At 37.2% G+C, this 18,138-nt stretch carries 15 protein-coding genes and 1 rRNA gene; 6 read left to right on the top strand and 10 right to left on the bottom strand.

Going from position 1 to position 18,138, the window contains the following annotated elements; translation table 11 throughout:
• Window positions 1–9: 9 nt before the first annotated feature.
• Entirely contained in the window at window positions 10–642 is a 633-nt protein-coding gene (locus HGD76_RS06180; protein ID WP_015079129.1) for a tetratricopeptide repeat protein, read from the bottom strand.
• Between the two features lie 81 nt (window positions 643–723).
• Here HGD76_RS06180 and HGD76_RS06175 point away from each other — a divergent pair, with 81 nt between their 5' ends.
• Window positions 724–1,899, top strand: coding sequence for a DNA double-strand break repair nuclease NurA (locus HGD76_RS06175; RefSeq protein WP_168695264.1), 1,176 nt, complete (start codon window positions 724–726; stop codon window positions 1,897–1,899).
• 24 nt (window positions 1,900–1,923) lie between these two features.
• On the opposite strand, the gene dacB is transcribed toward HGD76_RS06175, so the two are convergent.
• From dacB to HGD76_RS06145, 6 genes are all read right to left on the bottom strand, one after another.
• Window positions 1,924–3,387, bottom strand: coding sequence for a D-alanyl-D-alanine carboxypeptidase/D-alanyl-D-alanine endopeptidase (gene dacB / locus HGD76_RS06170; protein ID WP_168695263.1), 1,464 nt, complete (start codon window positions 3,385–3,387; stop codon window positions 1,924–1,926).
• A gap of 1 nt (window position 3,388) precedes the next feature.
• Entirely contained in the window at window positions 3,389–6,646 is a 3,258-nt protein-coding gene (gene dnaB / locus HGD76_RS06165) for a replicative DNA helicase (protein ID WP_168695262.1), read from the bottom strand.
• Window positions 6,647–6,754: 108 nt separating this feature from the next.
• Entirely contained in the window at window positions 6,755–7,213 is a 459-nt protein-coding gene (gene rplI / locus HGD76_RS06160) for a 50S ribosomal protein L9 (protein WP_015079125.1), read from the bottom strand.
• A gap of 231 nt (window positions 7,214–7,444) precedes the next feature.
• Entirely contained in the window at window positions 7,445–8,218 is a 774-nt protein-coding gene (gene gloB, locus HGD76_RS06155; protein WP_168695261.1) for a hydroxyacylglutathione hydrolase, read from the bottom strand.
• A 286-nt stretch (window positions 8,219–8,504) separates the two neighbouring features.
• Window positions 8,505–8,885 carry a hypothetical protein gene (locus HGD76_RS06150; protein ID WP_168634396.1) on the bottom strand — a complete coding sequence of 127 codons (381 nt, stop codon included), beginning with the start codon at window positions 8,883–8,885 and terminating at the stop codon, window positions 8,505–8,507.
• Window positions 8,886–8,931: 46 nt separating this feature from the next.
• On the bottom strand, window positions 8,932–10,629 hold the full coding sequence (locus HGD76_RS06145; RefSeq protein ID WP_015079122.1) for an ABC1 kinase family protein: 1,698 nt from the start codon (window positions 10,627–10,629) through the stop codon (window positions 8,932–8,934).
• 398 nt (window positions 10,630–11,027) lie between these two features.
• Between HGD76_RS06145 and HGD76_RS06140 the strand changes: the two genes are divergently transcribed.
• Complete coding sequence (locus tag HGD76_RS06140; RefSeq protein ID WP_015079121.1) at window positions 11,028–12,290, top strand: FAD-dependent hydroxylase; 1,263 nt, start codon at window positions 11,028–11,030, stop codon at window positions 12,288–12,290.
• A gap of 149 nt (window positions 12,291–12,439) precedes the next feature.
• A complete protein-coding gene (locus tag HGD76_RS06135; RefSeq protein ID WP_168695260.1) occupies window positions 12,440–13,024 on the top strand; it encodes a Uma2 family endonuclease in 585 nt (194 codons plus the stop codon).
• 150 nt (window positions 13,025–13,174) lie between these two features.
• On the opposite strand, the gene lysS is transcribed toward HGD76_RS06135, so the two are convergent.
• Window positions 13,175–14,758 (bottom strand): lysine--tRNA ligase, encoded by a 1,584-nt coding sequence (lysS, locus tag HGD76_RS06130; protein ID WP_168695259.1) that lies wholly within the window; start codon window positions 14,756–14,758, stop codon window positions 13,175–13,177.
• Window positions 14,759–14,814: 56 nt separating this feature from the next.
• Window positions 14,815–15,174 carry a VOC family protein gene (locus HGD76_RS06125; protein ID WP_168695258.1) on the bottom strand — a complete coding sequence of 120 codons (360 nt, stop codon included), beginning with the start codon at window positions 15,172–15,174 and terminating at the stop codon, window positions 14,815–14,817.
• A gap of 572 nt (window positions 15,175–15,746) precedes the next feature.
• On the opposite strand from HGD76_RS06125, the gene HGD76_RS06120 reads away from it, so the two are divergent.
• The 3 genes from HGD76_RS06120 to HGD76_RS06110 all read left to right on the top strand — a co-directional run bounded on the left by HGD76_RS06120 (window position 15,747) and on the right by HGD76_RS06110 (window position 17,563).
• On the top strand, window positions 15,747–16,124 hold the full coding sequence (locus HGD76_RS06120) for a GIY-YIG nuclease family protein (RefSeq protein ID WP_148762964.1): 378 nt from the start codon (window positions 15,747–15,749) through the stop codon (window positions 16,122–16,124).
• Between the two features lie 4 nt (window positions 16,125–16,128).
• A complete protein-coding gene (locus tag HGD76_RS06115; protein WP_015079117.1) occupies window positions 16,129–16,335 on the top strand; it encodes a hypothetical protein in 207 nt (68 codons plus the stop codon).
• Window positions 16,336–16,987: 652 nt separating this feature from the next.
• Complete coding sequence (locus HGD76_RS06110) at window positions 16,988–17,563, top strand: ferric reductase-like transmembrane domain-containing protein (protein ID WP_233467073.1); 576 nt, start codon at window positions 16,988–16,990, stop codon at window positions 17,561–17,563.
• A gap of 419 nt (window positions 17,564–17,982) precedes the next feature.
• Here HGD76_RS06110 and rrf read toward each other — a convergent pair.
• Window positions 17,983–18,100, bottom strand: a 5S ribosomal RNA gene (gene rrf, locus HGD76_RS06105).
• Window positions 18,101–18,138: the final 38 nt, after the last annotated feature.

The raw sequence follows: 18,138 nt of genomic DNA, 5'->3' as shown, positions 1-18,138 counted from the left end.
CGAGTAAACCTAGATCCCCGACTTCTTTAAGAAGTCGGGGATCTTAATCTTTTGAATTAAATCAATTACCTCTTGATAATTAGAAATTCTTTTTTGTTCTTTAAATAAGTTAGCTGCTGTTGTCAAATCAGTAATTGCTCCCTGTTTATCACCCAAAGCATTGCGAGTAATACCTCGATTTTGGTAAGCTTCAGGAAAATTAGGATTAAGAAGTAATGCTTGATTGAAATCTGCAATAGCACCTTTTAAATCTCCCAAATCATGACGAGTAAATCCTCGATGATTGTAGATACCAGGATAGTTAGCATTAAGACTGATTGCTTTGTTATAATCTGCAATCGCCCCTTTTAAATCTCCCAACTTATAGCGAGATATTCCTCGTTTATAGTAAACTTCAGGAAAATTAGGATGTAACCGTAAAGCCTTATTATATTCTTCAATAGCCCCTTTTATGTCTCCAAATGTATGACGGTTAATTCCCTGATGAAAATATACTATAGCCTCTTTCAGATCAGATTGTGCTAACAGTGCTGATTTTATTCTAAAATCGGAAATATTTGCCAAATTCTTAGCGCTCACCTTTGGACTATATAATATAGTTCCTAATATGAGAGTTGTAATTGTTAATTTCCATTTTTTCATGACGCTATTTTTCCAATTATTAGCATACAGTTATTAATTATATGGCATTTACTTACATCAACACAAATAGACTCAACTAATATGCTTGATTTAACAAAAATATCGAGACAAATGCAAGGTTTCAGTCAACATTTAAATTCAGAAGTGGCTGCAAGTCATCAGCGGTTGGAATTAGCACAAGAATATTTAAAAAAGGCGTTTGAGTGTCAAGAAGAGTTAGTTAAACGTCAAGAAGAATGGCGAAATCGGATTATTTTTGCGAATGCTACACCCATTGAACCTCTCGAAACCTGCATTACTATTCCTGTTCCCCCCAAAGTTCATACTGTTATTTCTACAGATGGTTCGCAAATTGCCCCCAATCATCACGAAATTGCGTATTGTTACTTACTGAATATCGGCAGAGTTGTTTTACACTATGGTCAAGATATTCACCCGATTCTCGATAGTTTACCGGAGGTATTTTATCGCCCTGAAGATTTATATATCTCGCGTCAGTGGGGCATTAGAACAGATGAATGGATGGGTTATCGGCGCACAGCCTCTGAGGCTACAGTATTAGCGGAACTGGCTTGTAGTACCAGGACAGAAGCCCCAGTCTTAGCAATGATAGATGGTTCGTTAATATACTGGTTTTTAGATCAGTTACCGATGGATGCCAGGGATATGATTTTACCTCCGGTTTTAGAAGCTTGGCAAAAACTCCAACAAGCCCAAATCCCCCTCATGGGTTATCTTAGTGCCTCTCGTAGCACCGAAGCCACCAACTTTTTACGCTTTTTAGCTTGTCCTCATCCTGTCCCCGATTGTATTACCCATTGTCCCAATCAACTAGAATACGTACCTTGTAAAAAATTTGATACATTGCGAGACACAACCTTATGGACAAGCCAACTTCAACCTGGACAACGCGGACCATTATGGCGAAGTAATGCCCGAATTTTAGAATTGTATGACGAGCAAATTATTTATTTTTGTTACGTCCATGTCGGGACAGAAATTGCCCGGATTGAAGTTCCCGCTTGGGTGGCAGAAAATTCCATCATGTTTGATCAAGCACTGGGATTAATGTTGGCACAGGTACATAAGGGGTATGGTTATCCTGTGGCTATTGCGGAAGCCCATAATCAGGCTGTAGTCAGAGGTGGTGATAGAACTCGGTTCTTTGCCCTTTTAGAACGACAAATGATTAAAGCTGGGATAAAAAATGTCGGCATTTCCTCCAAAGAAGCAAGAAAACGGGGTAGCATCGCTTGATTTTGTAATAACTTGATTGAAGGTTTAACATCGTTTTAACTGCGCCAATAAAATCACAATTTCATCTATTGCTGTTCTCATGACTTTCCCCGGTTGTTCAGATTGATTTACCATAATACTAAAAACCAAGGGTTCATAATTGGGTGCGTTCATATATCCAGATAGAGTGGAAATTCCTGTCATTGAACCTGTTTTTGCTTGCACCATTCCCGCAGCCGCAGTATTAAGAAACCGATTTTTTAGACTACCTTTGACACCAGAAATAGGTAAAGAAGCCCGAAAAACTGCTGCTTGAGGTGATTTATCAATTCCTTGTAAAAGTTGTACCAACGCTGCTGGAGTCGTTAAATTTTTCCGAGATAAACCAGAACCATCTACAATGACATAACCTGCTGGTGCAACTCCTAATTGAGTTAAAGTTTCTCTGACAACTTGTAATCCGACATCAGCCGTATTTTGATTTTTTTCTTCTGGTTTCTTAATAGCTAAACTTCTGAGTAAAGCCTCAGCATATAAATTATTACTATTCACATTTGTCTCTAGTAATAATTCCGATAAAGGTGGAGATTCTACTGCGGCTATTTCTTTGTCATTTTTACTCAGATTACTACTCAGAGTTTCTTTAACTGTAATTCCCTCTTTAGCTAAATTTTGGCGAAATTGTCTGATAAAATTAGCAACTGGATCAAATACGGCTAAACCTGTAATCTCTGGCTGGGAATTTATAGCCAATTGTCCTTTGATTCGCAGAATTTGTCCTTTTAAGTCACGATTTACTTCTACAAAACTGGGTTTATCGGCTTCAGTAGTGACGGAATTATTTTCGATTTTCCACCGATATGCTTCTGTTGGTTCTGTCCATTTTAATTTTAATGGTTCTCCAATAGTTTGTGGTAAAAAAGTTAATACAGTAGCATTTTCATTGAGAATAAAACTATTAATTGGTGCGCCATAATCAGCTTGAATATCTTCCCATTCCCAACTGGAATTAACTACTTCACCTTGAAAATAACTATCATCAGCAATTAACTGATTAATTTGCCGAATTCCCTGTTGATATAGTTGTTTTGATAATATTGTTAATTGAGCATTTTTGAAACTAGGATCTCCCCTTCCCACTACACGCAAAACACCATTACCTTCATCATAAATAGAGGTACGAATCCGAAAATATGCCCCCAATTTTTGTAATGCTGCTGCGGTAGTAAATAGCTTCATATTAGAAGCAGAAATAAAATATTTTTGAGAATCTTGACTATAAAGAATTTTTTCTGATGATAATGTTTTAATTAAAATCCCCCAACGGACTCGACTAAATTGAGGATGATTGATAATAGTATTAATAGCAGATGATAATTGAGCAGGACAAATTGATTTTATATTCGTAACTTCTGGAACTGGTGTTTGTGCCTTAGCTATTTTTTGAATACTACCAATATTAATAGAAATAAATAGTAATATCAAACTGACATAATTTTTTTTTAACATATTACCAATTATTATTTGGTTTAGCGAGATTTTTAAACTTTGTAAATTGTGGATCAAATAATAGTTTAATTGTTCCTGTTGGTCCGTTCCGATGTTTAGCTATGATTACTTCTGTAACTCCCCTCTCTGGAGTATCTGGTGAATAATATTCATCGCGGTATAACATCATTACTATATCCGCATCTTGTTCAATTGAGTTATGAACAATAATATTATTAGCAATAAAATTATGTAATTTATCAACTGTTAAATCAAATACTTCTTCTTCTCCATCAGGTATAATTGAAACAATTTCATCCCAGTATACATCACTGTTGGCAAGGGCAATTAATTGTTGATTCAAATCTAATTCATCTAATCTTTTCCAACCATTAATAGTTAAAAATTTATGATTACCAGTAGCACGAATTTTTCGACCTAATCGAGTTGTTAATGTAAATACAGGTTTGATACCTGTAGAAAAGGCGTTACTAACAATAGCTTTTTCTAATTGCATTGTTTTTTCATTTAATGCCCAAACTGCAAAACCAAATTTACCTACTAATTCTTTAATTGGTATTTGTATTCCACTATCAGCTAATGTTACTAAAGTATCTCCTGCTAAACAACCCGATTCTCTCAAATCAGATAACATTGGGCGTTTATTAGTTCTTGCTTCTACTCCACGACTTAACTGTGATAAAGCAATTATGGGTACAGATAATTCTCTTGCTAAACCTTTTAAAGAACGGGTAATTCTTGATAATTCTTGCACACGATTATCACCTGCACCTTCCATTAATTGCAAGTAATCAATGACTATTAATCCTAAATTTCCATTTTGTTCGGCTTGCAGTCGTCGCGCTTGACTTCGCATTTGTGTGACTGTAATATTTGACGTATCATCAATAAAAATTGGCGTGTCTGAGAGTTTATCAATGGCACGGCTTAAAGGTTCCCATTGGGTTTGACTAATCCGGCCACTTCTTAAATAACTGCTTTCAATTCCGGCTTCACTAGCTAATAGTCTTTGTACTAGCTGTTCTTTGGACATTTCTAAACTAAAAACAGCCACCGGTAGTTTATAACCAGCAGCAATATTATGAGCGAGGTTAAGACAAAAGGCGGTATTGTGAACACAAATATCATTAGCAATAAAGTTGTGTGTTTCGGGAATTGTTAAATCATAAACTTGTTTGTTACCAACTGATTCAATAGAAATAATTTCATCCCAATATACATCACTATTTGCTAATTGCTGAAGTGGTAAATTGTCTAAAGCCGTGGCTAAAATCCATAATCTTTCCCTTTTTAATGCCCGTTTACCGACATGAATATTTGTATAGCTTTTAATCCCAGCCCCTTGAGCTAAACTACTCCAAGTTTCGCTACCTTTAGCTACTGCTATCTGTTCCCAAATTTCTACAGGTATCAAGTCACGATTGGTTTGATATCTTTTTTGAGATATTGCTTCTGTAACTTTTGCTAATGCTGCTTCTTTGCCAAAAATGCCAATTTCTGCAATGAAGTTTTTGATAGATATGGCATCAGTAATATCTAATTGCCATGCTGGTCTGCGGGTATTATTATATTTTACAGACCTTTTTTTCAAAGCAGCAATAATACCAAATCTTAATAACAGATGTTGAATTTGTCTTGCTAGTTTTTCGCTGACTGTACCATAACCTAATTGTGATTGACCACTATTGAGTAGGGTAGCCCAGCCGTCAGTGGCAAAGAGACGATTTAGGAATAAGGATAATTGTGATTTTTCTAATTTAAATACAATATTTGGGACAGTTTTAGTATGAGCATCTTTGCCCCATAAACCTAATTTTTCTAACCAAACTGTCAAAGCATTTTTACTCGATTTACTGATACTAGCGAATCCATGAGGTGCAAATTCTTCTGACTTAATTTCCAGAGTTTTACATAATAACTCAAAAGTGTCATAATTTGGTACACATTCTCCTTTTTGCCACATACAAAGTAAAGATGGCATTACTCCTAGTTCATTGCTCAATTTTTTAGCAGTTAATGAACGAGAACTAATAGCAATTTTGAGCCTTTCCGCGAAAAGCTGTCTTTGAGTGGCAATCAATTCTAAATCTCCACGAACACATAATGAAGGTGTCCGTTGTCCTTGGGAATCTTCCCATCGTACTGATAAACCACCAAATTCAGTTACTGCTTCAGAAAAATCTGTTTGCAATAATGGGTTGCTGTTTGTAAATCTAGGAGTGCTATTAGTTAAACCACCATCACCAATTAAATAACCTAATAATTTGACTTCACACTCGCGGATAGTTTCTGTCCCAAACACATCTATTTTACGAGGGATGGCAATCTTATTTCCAACTTGCAAATTTTCTAATCTTTGCCAGCCTTTAATAGTTAAAAATGGGTGAGTGATTGTGGTTTCAATTACCCGACCTAATCGAGTTGTGACGCGGAAAACTGGTTTAATTCCATCATCTACAAATGCAGATGGTTGGGTAAAGGTAAATTTCCAATCATCATTTAAGGTTAATAATGAACCTTGACGTTGCTGATATAGTTCTTCAATTGTCGCAATTTGTCCATCTGCTAAGACGATTTCTGAATCATGGCTGAGGCATTTTCCCATTGACGGCCTCCCAGCAACGATAATTAAATCAGAACGCTGAAAACCGCTAGTCATGGCATCTAAATCATAAAAACCACAAGGTATCCCCGGTAAAGCAATGCCTTGATGACGAGTTTCAATATCTTGAAAAGTATTAATTAAAGTGTCACCAATATGAACTAATCCTGATTGGGTTTTTTGTTGGGTGACGTTAAAAACTTTTTGTTCGGCATTATCCAGAACAATTGGTAATTCTGTTTCTGTTTCAAAACCAAGATGAACAATTTCATTCCCAGCTTTAATTAATTGCCGACGCAGGTATTTTTCCATGACTAACCCTGCTAAGGCATCAATATTGACGGCAGAAACTGTCCGGTCTACTAATGTTGCTAATTTATTTCTGCCACCAATTTGTGTTAATTGATCATTGTCTGTCAACCAACTAGTTATAGAAAGTAAGTCTGTGGGTTTTTGCTGGGTATGCAGACGCAGGGCGGCTTGATAGATGGTTGTATGGGCGCTAATATAAAATGCTTCCGGAACTAGGCGATCGCTCACTCGACCAATTGCCTCTGGATCTAGGAGAATACCTCCTAGAATCGCTTCTTCTGCTTCGATGTTTTGAGGTGGGACGCGATTACTACCATCACCTTGAAAACTTAGTTCTTCAGCCATAGAATTTTAAATTTTAGCGATTTTGGATTTTTACCTAATCATCCAAAACCGATAGGAAAATATTGATAACCACAGATATATCATCTGTGGTGATTAATTAAGTCACCGTTAGTTAGAGACGACTTCAATGTTAATTACTGCTGTTACTTCAGAATGGAGTTTAATTTCAGCTTTGTAAGTACCCAATTGGCTAATATCGGGAATAGTAATCCCGCGACGATCTATTTCTAGACTAGCTACTGCTTGAATTGCATCTGCAACATCTTGAGTAGTAACAGTTCCGAAAATAGCTTCATTTTCACCAACTTGCTTGGCAATTTTTAAACCAGCAATATTTTCTAAAGCTGTTTTTTGCTCAGTTGCTTGTTGTTTGAGTTCTAATTGTCTTTGATATTCTTTCTCGCGTCGGCGTTCCACTTGTTTGAGCAGACCGGGTGTAGCGCGAGCGGCTAAACTCTGGGGGATGAGGTAGTTACGAGCATAACCGGGAGCTACTTCTACCAAATCACCGAGTTTTCCCAGCTTGGTAACATCTTTTGTTAAAACTAATTGCACACGTTTCGCCATTGTTTTTCGCTTTTCTTGGTAAAATCTTAGTTATTTGGGTGTCATCAGAGTGGCTCACAAAATTGTAGCTTGATCCTCAGCGACTTTGAACATACCCACAGCCTCAAGATTCTAGCGAAGTTTGGGGAGCGATCGCAATACCAAATGTCAGAAATATGAAAAAAGGAGTTGAGAAGGGACAGACAAAGAAGATAACCAGAAAATTCTTAACCACTGACAACTGACAACTGACTAAAAATTATCCTTCATCCCTCGAATTCGAGCAAAGGTTTGGACTCCTTCTTTACTTTTCGCTGTTGCTTGTAGAGATGGTTCTTCCCAACGTAAAAAAGGATTTGTGAGTTTTTCCACTCCTAGTATTGATGGAACTGTCGCTTCATTCCCATCCCGTTGAGCTTTAACATCTTGGTAGCGTTTTTGTAAATCTGCATTTTCAGCATCCACAGTCACCGCAAAACGCAAATTGCTTAAAGTGTATTCATGGGCGCACCAGACGCGAGTATGATCAGGTAAAGCCCGGAGTTTAGTTAAAGAATCTACCATTTGCCCCGGTGTACCTTCAAATAAACGACCACAACCTCCCGCAAACAATGTATCACCACAAAACAATTCTCCAGGCTCTCCTGGACTTGCTGGGGGGAAATAGTAGGCAATGTGAGCGCGAGTATGTCCAGGTACAAAGAATATATTAGCAGTGCGATCGCTAAATTGGATGCGATCGCCTTCCTGCAAAAACACCTGTTGTCCCGGAATTCTCCCCCGATCTTCCGCACCTCCATAAACTTTCACATCGGGAAATTCCTTCATCAACCCCGTATTTCCAGCCACATGATCGCCATGATGATGAGTATTAAAAATTGCTACTAAATCAGCCTTGAGTTTCGTCAATTCCTCTAAAACTGGTTGTGCTTCCGCAGGATCAACAACAGCCGCAATATTCCGCACTGGATCATGCAGTAAAAATATATAATTATCTGAAAGTACCGGTAAACGGATTATCTGCATTAGCTTTTTCTCCTCAAAAACTATCATCAGTAATAGTAAGTTGCTAGTTATCTAGTTGGTAATTGGTGATTGGTAATTGGTGATTGGTAATTGGTGATTGGTAATAAGATACCTATTTTCTTCATCCTGTAAATCCTTTAATCCTGGAAATCCTGATTCAGACAATGAATTTAATTTCTTTATCCTGTTAATCCTTGAATCATGGACATCCTGATTCAGACAATGTATTTTTCCATCCTGTTAATCTTTGAATCATGGACATCCTGATTCAGACAAGATAATCTTACTAAGACCAAGAATCTAAATCCAAAGACTGCATTCCTTCGCTTTTAACATAATCTAGCAAACCTCCCAACTGCCGCCAAATAAAGAAACAAGTTAGCAGACTCATAGGTAAACCGATACTTAAAGCCATTCCTAAAGGAAACCCAAATATCTCAAAACCAGAACAAAGAAATAAGCAAGAACCACCAGTAATACCAATAAATGGTACTAATAATTGTTTATAAAAAGAACGGGTATTAGTCTTTTCTTTAGGAGATTTATCCCGTGGCCATTGCTGGACAATTACCTTCAATGTTCCAGATAAAGCTAACCCAGAAGTGAAAGCCGTGAGAAAACCAACTAATAGTAAAAAGTAGGGTGGTTGCAGAGGGTAATAGTACATTAAAACTCCTGGTTGTTATTAAAATTCATTTTTATTTGGTAACAGATTATTTAGCTAAAATAGCTGCTACACCTTCTCTAGAGAACTCTGTTAACAGGCTAATGGCGACATTTAGTAAACGATTTGGGGGTAAATCGTCCTTGACTAAATCCCACAAACTTTGGACTTCTTCTGTGTGCAAACGGTCATCTTCAGTGATAGCTAAAACCAACTGACGACGGAGAAATTTACCCTCTTCGGAAAGGATGAATTCCAAACCCATCTTCGCTGTTGGTAAAACATCGAAATTGCTATCAGTGCGAGCAATAGTAATCAGATTTTCTAACCTTTGCCACTGAAATTTACCATCTTTAAACAACACATTCAATAGCCGTCGCCTTAATGCGGGAGATTCCCCAGTTAATAATCGTCGGGCGATATAGGGATAACCAACTTCCACAATTTTGAAATTGGGGTTTAGACTCAGCGCAATTCCTTCTTGTGTCACCAAAGAACGAATAATTAAAGCAAACTTTGCCGGTACACGGAAAGGATATTCATACATCAATTCCGAAAACTCATCGGTAATGGTTTTGAAGTTGAAATCTTGGACATTTTTACCAATAGCATTTCCTAATACCGCTTCTAATGCCGGCACAATAGGGGCAATATTAGTATTCGCTGCCAAAAAGCCCAATTTGACAAAATCTGCCGCTAAATCAGCGTAATCCTTATTTACCAAATGCACTAAAGCATCAACTAAATTCTCCTTAGTGGTTTCCTCTAATTGATCCATCATACCAAAATCAATGTAAGCCATGCGACCATCGGCCATAGCGAACAAATTCCCAGGATGAGGATCGGCATGGAAAAAACCATGCTCTAATAGTTGTTGTAAACCAGTAGTTACACCTATTTGAATGATGGCTTCTGGGTCTAAACCTACAGATTGAATATTCTGAGTATCTGTGAGTTTAAAGCCATTAATCCATTCTAGGGTTAAAACATGAGTGCTGGTATAATTCCAGTAAATACTGGGAATTTTTACCTGGGGGTCATTACGGAAATTATGGGCAAACTTTTCCGCATTGTGACCTTCATTGATGTAATCAATTTCCTCAAATAACTTTGTACCAAACTCGTCCACAATCAAAGTTAAATCATGACCGAGATTCAGCGGTAGCCAGGGAGCAAGCCAACTGGCAACCCAACGCATGAGATACAGGTCTTTTGTCAGTAATGGGCGTAAATTGGGGCGTTGTACCTTGACTGCCACTTCTTCACCACTGAGTAAGCGACCCCGGTAGACTTGACCCAAACTAGCCGCTGCTACGGGTTGAGGGGAAAGTTCCCGAAAGATTTCGCTAATTGAGCGATTTAATTCTGTTTCAATAATCTGATATGCCAGATCATTATCAAAAGGTGGTAACTGGTCTTGTAACTTGATTAGTTCTGCTAAGAAATCCTTGCGGATTAAGTCGGGACGAGTCGAGAGGGCTTGACCAACTTTAATAAATGTCGGACCCAGATCGGTAAGTAGGGTTCGCAACTGGGTAGCGCGTTTCCCTTGATTTTCCTCTACCTCGTCTTGCCAGTCGTCCCACTTGAGACTGAATATAAATCCGGCAAAAGACCAGATTATTCTCAGTAGTCGCCCCCATACTAACCAGGGACGGTAGCGAAAGTGACGACTGGTAGCCGCGCTTGCCCAGGGCAACGCTTCTGGATTATACTGCTTTAATTCATCAGATTGATACTGACCCACGCCTTTATTTGCCTCTTCAACTGGGAATTGTACATCGTCGCTTTGATTCTGAATGCTAACTTAGTTGTTGGCACAGGAAAATGGTACTTTTTAGTTTAGAAAGAAACTTTAACCGGATCTAGGCGCAATAGGTGAAGAAATAAGCCTATTGATCCTAGATTTATTGATCTTTTTCTTAACTATACTTTATAAAAGTACAAACTTTTTGTATGTATTTGGGGTATTTTATCTTTTTTTAATGACTAAAGCCTTTCCATAATGTAGTTAATTTTGACACCACCCAGTCAGAAATATCAATCAGCTATGCAAATAACCAGCAGTGAAATCCAAGCTATGCGGGAATTAATGCCAGATTATGCGTCACAATAATAATTAAAACTATGTAATTTATCTTCACAATGTCCCTCTCCCAGCTTACCCCCACTCTTTCCTCTCCCCACACCCCCACAGAAACCTACTGGGGATATGATTATGATTTGGTTATAGTCGGTGGTGGAATTGTCGGTTTAACCTTAGCCGCTGCTTTGAAAGACTCTGGTTTAAATATCCTCCTTATTGAAGCTAGAGTGGCATCAGCCGCAGTGGCTAAAGGACAGGCTTATGCTGTACATATGCTGTCCGCACAAATTTTCCAAGGAATTGGTTTATGGGATAAAATTCTCCCTAATGTTGCCAAATATAACCAAGTTCGTCTCTCTGATGCTGATTATCCCGATGTAGTCAATTTCCAAACTGCTGATTTAGGGACACCAGAGTTAGGTTTTGTAGCGGAACATTATGCACTGTTAGAACCGTTACAGGAATTTGTGCAAAGTTGTCCAAATGTAACTATCTTGTGTCCAGCGGAAGTATTAAGTACGCAAAATGAAAGAGATATAGTTACTATTAATATCAAAATTGCCGACGAAAATCGGATAATTCGCAGTAAATTGTTAGTCGCTGCTGATGGTTCAAAATCTCCCATTCGTCAAGCTGCGGGAATTAAAACTAAAGGTTGGAAATATTGGCAATCATGTATTGTGGCCTTTGTGAAACCAGAAAAATCTCACAATAACACCGCTTACGAAAAGTTTTGGTCTAGTGGTCCCTTTGCCATTTTACCTTTACCGGGAAACCGTTGTCGCATTGTTTGGACTGCACCCCATGAAGAAGCAAAAGCTTTGTGTGCGTTGAATGATCAGGAATTTTTAGCGGAACTAACTAAACGCTATGGTCAGCAAATGGGGAAATTGGAATTATTGGGAGACAGATTTATTTTTCAGGTACAGTTAATGCAGAGCGATCGCTATGTTCTCCCTAGATTAGCATTAATTGGTGATGCCGCCCATAATTGTCATCCCGTCGGTGGACAAGGTTTAAATTTGGGGATTCGTGACGCAGCCGCATTAGCTGAAATTATCCAAACAGCACATAAACATCGTCAAGATATTGGCAATATTTCCATTCTCAAGCAATATGAAAGTTGGAGAAAAAAAGAAAATCTCGCAATATTAGGTTTCACCGATTTATTAGATCGAGTTTTTTCCAACAACTTCTTACCAATAGTCATAATTCGCCGTTTAGGTTTATGGATTATGCAAAGAGTTCCCATGGTTAAAATATTCGCCCTGAAATTAATGATTGGCTTAAAAGGAAAAACTCCTGAATTAGCTAAACGGTGAAATTACCAAAACCAAAATATCGTAGGGTGCGTCAGACTCGATAACTTAGCCAGCCATAAATAGATTTTGACATCTGACGCACCTTAAAAATGTACTTCTTGTAATAGTTAACAACATCAACCTAATAACTAAGGAAAGTGAGAGATATCATGACTCAAACTTTAGAAAATTCTCTTAATTTAGGAGAAGAAGAACAACGATTCTACCGTCGTGGAGTAACTTGGGAAAAGTTCCAAGCAATTCAAAAAGCATTTGAAAATGTCCCAGGAGTGCGTTTATTTTATTGTGAAAGAGTTTTAGAAATTGTGACTATCAGTAAACCACATGAAGCAATTAGTAGTTTAATGGCTGCACTACTAACCAAACACTTTGAAATAGAGGAAATTGAATTTTTCCCCAGTGGTAGTTATTCGCAAATTCTGCCTGGTATAGTTGAGTATCAAGCCGATTTATCCTATTGTTTAGAAAATGATAAAAATAGACCAGATTTATGTATTGAAATTGTTATTACCAGTGGTAGTCCTATCAAACTGAAGAAATACAAATTAATGCAAGTTCCAGAAGTTTGGTTTTGGGAAGATGGAACGCTGGAAATTTACTGTTTACGACAAGAAGAATATGAGAAAGTTAATAATAGTGAATTGTTGCCAAAATTAGATTTATCTTTATTGAATCGTTGTCTTTTGTTATCTTCCCCCTTAGAAGCAATCAAAGAATTTCGTCGAGGGATTTAATGGTTATTCCTCGTTTCCTCGTTTTCCTCGTTCCCAGGTTCTATCTGGGAATGCAATCAAAAGGCTCTGCCTTATGCTAACATTAATATGAGGCAGAGCCTCATAACCTGTATTCCCTGTCAGAGACAGGGAACAAGGAACAAGAATAATTTAAACTTCTAATTTTTCCTTACCTGCATTCAAAGCCACAACATCTTGTAACCTCGAAAGCACAAAAGACTTCTCCAAATAAGACAACAAACCACCAGCTTTTGGACCCTTTTCTTTATTTAAAAAAGATAGATACAAAGCCTTAAAAGCAATTGGTTGTTGAATCCCTAACTCCTTAGTAGTCGAGAAAATTATAGTTTGTAATTCCTCAGCTTCCCAATTAGGAATATTTTGCAAATTCTCCATCAATTTTTGCAAATAAGCAACTTGTTCCGCATTAAAATCATTAGCTTTGTCGGGAACTTGTTCCAAATAGAGAACTAACTTTTCTTCTTCATCTGCATAATCTTGTAACCACAATTGTGCAGCAGCAATCCTTTGATTAATAATTTGCTGATCATACTCAGTTAAAGCCTGTGGACTACGTTGGACAACCTCTTCCTGAATATTTAAACGCGGAACTTGCAACAAAGAAATCAACGTACTAAAATCAAAAGGTTGGAAAATTTTAATTTCATCCCCTAGCTGCGCGTAAAATAACGGCATTAATTCCTCAGTCAATTCAGGAGATTTAGAATACTTGTTAATTAAAGTATCGTAATCTCTAAATAAACGAGTAGTAGTTTCATAATTTGGCGCAAAATTAATTACAGTTCTTGGCTGAGTTCGCAACATTAAAAAGCGTAGTAATTCCGGTGGAAGTAAAGCCGCAATTTCTTCAGCACTTGAACCAACTCCCTTAGAAGAACTCATTTTTGTCCCATTCACAAGAATAAATTCATAGGGAGAATGGAAAGGAGGTTGCTTTTGTAAAACCTTGCGACTAATAGCATTAGCAACATCTCTAGAACCACCTTTTTGAGAGTGATCCTTTCCAGCCATTTCGATAGTTACACCTAACACATCCCACTTCGCTACCCATTCAACTTTCCAAGGTAATTTACCATTACCATTAAAAGGAGAAACCCAACCAGAATGTCCACAACCTTTTACATAGTCAGTTGCATCGGGTTTGCAGGTGTAAAATACTTCTGAACCGTTATAATCTGTCGTGACAGTTGTGGCAATCTTACCGCAATTTTCACAAATAACTTGAAAAGGATACCAGTTATTTGGACGGTCAGCCTTGCTTACTTCTTTATATGCTTCTCTCACCAAATGGGCATTTTTTAAGAAGGTGTCAATATAGGAATTAAGCTTTCCAGAACGATATAAATCTCGAAGAAAATAAGTTTCTGGTTTAATTCCTAAATACTCGAAAACTTCAAAAAATTCACCAATGAAATATTTAGCATAATCACTAGCATCATCACCAGGAGAAGGCACATTACACAGAGGAAAACCCAAATAAGGAGAAAATTTTTCCTGATCTAAGTATTTTGGAACTGTATCCAGTGCGTCATAGTCATCCACACCATACAAGAACTTGACGGGCTTACCTGCGTGTTTCAAAGCCCGGTAAATCACGTCATGGATAACCACACCCCGCAAAGATCCAACGTGTACTCTTCCTGATGGAGTTTTAGAATCATTAACTACCTGGTAGCCTACTGCATCAGCAGCAATTTTATCAGCCCAAAACATTTGCTATTTATCTTTTCACAATCCATCCATTTTAACTTTTGTCATGGAGAATAATCTCATTGTTGACTAAGTTCAATAATATTTCTATCTGGATCTTTAATAAAAATCGCCGCCCGACCAGAAGCACTAGCTTGAAAAGGATAATTTTTAGCGGTTAACTCATCCTTTGCAACCTGTAAATCAACTACAGAAAAAGCAATATGAGGATTTTGCCCCCATTTTTCCTGTTGGTTATCTGTGGGTACAGTAGGTGCGACAATCAGATGCAGTTGATAATTACCAATTTGATACCAGACACCGGGATATTTTAAAGGACGTTCTACTTTATTTAATCCTAATACCTGGCTATAAAAATATTCCGAACGTTCTAAATCAGTTACTAGAATAGCAGTGTGAAGACTCTGTATAATTTGCATTTTTTGTTAAAAATATAGTACAATTTTATCTGTCAAATTAGGACTTATGTAATTGATTAAAAATATATAAATAAACATGACCTATATTTTTTATTAAATCATAAGAATACCCGGTAAGTGGGAAACTCAGTGGCTTTAGCCCTCAGAGGGAAACGGCACGAGCGGTTTTAACCGCTGTGAATCTTAAAATTGAAACCAGATTTTTGATTGGAACCTGGAAACCAACTCCCTTGCGGGGTAATGTTAGCTTCGACCTGTTATAAGAGCTTGTTAGGCTGGCAACACTGTTTCAGTGACCTTAAAACTGTTTAATTGCCAGCGACAGAGCAGGGAACTAGCTACGCATTCCAGGGTGTCGTGACTCAAATAACGGCTACCATGAGAGTAAACTCAGGGTGGTCTGGTCAGTACGGCTTGCTTGATTACTCTTGCAAGCCCAGTCCCTTTAGGGCTGGGTTACTGACCATCAATTTTGATATTCCCTTTCCTAAATATGCAATTTATTTTGTACCACTACTTATTATAACGTTAAACTGTGGAATAATTCTTGTGGAATTACCCTAATTGTTTTTATGTCCGCAAAAGAATCTGATCTAAAAATTCAGGCTCAAGTAATATTAGATGCAATAGCTTTTACTCCCTTTGAGCAATGTCAACCCTTAAACCGCAGGTTTGATAACATATCTCGAAGTCCTGGCATTTACGCTATTAGACACAAAACTGAAGGATTACTTTACATTGGTAAAGCACAAAATCTGCGTAGCCGTTTCAGTGGAGGTCACAAAGCTTTTTTATGGGCATGGCTAGATAAATATAGAGACGAAGATGTGCGTATTGCAGTACAACCAATTTCTCATTGGGAAAATCCTGGGCTATTATTGGAGTTAGAAGCAATTATTCTCAGAGCTACTGAACCTCCTTACAACGTTCAAATACCAAGTGAGCAGTAACATTATGCAAGTAGAACTTTTAGAGCAACTTTCCGCTACTGATGCTAAAATTATCTTAGAACGCTTACCAGAAAAAATCAGAGTAGCTTTAATTGCTCGTGCTGCTGAAATTGACTATCCAGTAGAAGCTATTATTGAAATGGCGATCGCTAGTTTCCTAGATAGCGAAGCATTAGGTTTCGCAGACTGCAAACCAGGACGAGGACAATAGCAAACAACAAATATATATTAGTATTATTGAAAACTAATATATGGTCACTAAAATCATATACAAATCTGCAACTATTGTAACTGTTGTCATGGAGAATAAAATCATTGTTCCATAAATTGACTCAGTTCGATAATATTGCAATCGGAATCTTGAATAAAAATTGCAGACTCTGTATAATCTGCCTTTTTTTGTTTTGTTAAAATCAGTAAATTGACTTAAAACCGATAGATTTCAGTTAAAGATAATTGTAGGTTGGGTAGAACAAAGTGAAACCCAACATTTCTAAGATTTTGTTGGGTTTTGTTTATTAACCCAAATTACACATATATACGCGAAAATGAGCAAGTTTTGACGATAGATGCAGAATAAATACCCGGGCTAAATCTTGTGGTGCGGGCATCCTGCCCGATGGAATTATACAAACTTATTCCATAAGCTGTTACGCAGCTAAATTTGATATTTCGTAGCCTAGAGTCCTTGCCGTAAGGCTTTTGGGCAAAAAAAGTAAATGCGTAACAGCTTACTAAAAAATTTTGTTACGTATATTTAAGACAGATTGCTATCTGATACTAATTGTGGAAAAATGAAACCGTATTGTCCGATCTAAAGAATCTGGAAATGCAGCCTCTATCTCATAAAAACTCATAAAAACATGAATGGCATTTTTGGTTTTGTCACGTTAGTATTTATTAATTACATTTTCAGTGCTACAGTGTTTTTTTTGATCCCATATATTGATTATGCAAATATTATCGGTGTTTTGTCTTTAATATATTATTCGCTGACTATTATTCCTACATATATAAAAACACTTTTTCCGAATTTTTATAAGCAACAATATATTTGGAAAAGCTTGATGAAAAACCGACGTTACACAGGTGTTACTGCTTTTTGTTTTGCTTGGAATCACGCTGGATTATTGATTTGGCAAAAATCTTTAAATTTCTTAGATTTCAATACTTGCCTCCAATACTTTCAAGGCTTATCATCAATTATCATTTTCACTATTTTAGCCATAACATCTAATGACGAAAGTGTTAGAAAACTTAAAAAAAATTGGAAAAAAATACACAATTTAACCTATCTATGTTTGTTTATACTTCCCTGGCATATTTTAGATAAAATGTTCGGACGCTGGAGTTATCTCACTCCCTTTGCGGTTATTTTATCTATTAGTTTATCTTTGCTTTTTGTGACTAGACAAATAATCGAAATCAAGGAACAGTAACTAGTAGTTTGTCAAGATAAAAATGATGGACTGTAGTGTGAGCGTCTCGCTCACGCGGGCAAGATGCCCGCACTACCAAAAACCCGTTAAAATAAATTTGACAGACTACTAGTTACATCCCTTTTCTTGACACCTTATTCATCTTCAATTAATTTTACGGTTCTTCCGTACCTGTTATGCCAAATATGAGTTTATTTACCCCACAACCCATATAAATAAAGGATTTTATTGTTTTTGATACCAAATTTGTCAAAATAACCAATAAATTAATGTAAAATCCTTATATAACAAGGATCTTGGGATTTAAAAAAAATAATTTAGCATAACAAGTACCGAATAGCCAATTTTACTCAGGTACTTAATAACCAAAACAAAACCCCCTCTAAAAGAATAGAAGGGGCATTGTTGTTAAATAATAAACCTGGCATCGAGCTATTTTCACGTGGGGCTACCCCCAAACTATCGTCGCCGCAGCGGCGTTTCACCTCTGAGTTCGGGAAGGGATCAGTGTGGTTCCACCGCGCCATAGACACCAGGAAAGCCTTGCGGAAGTCAAAAGTCAAAAGTCAAAAGTC

Source organism: Dolichospermum flos-aquae CCAP 1403/13F, assembly GCF_012516395.1.
Classification (GTDB): domain Bacteria; phylum Cyanobacteriota; class Cyanobacteriia; order Cyanobacteriales; family Nostocaceae; genus Dolichospermum; species Dolichospermum lemmermannii.
The sequence above is the reverse complement of the archived record's forward strand: the minus strand, read 5'-3'. Positions and strand labels throughout refer to the sequence as shown.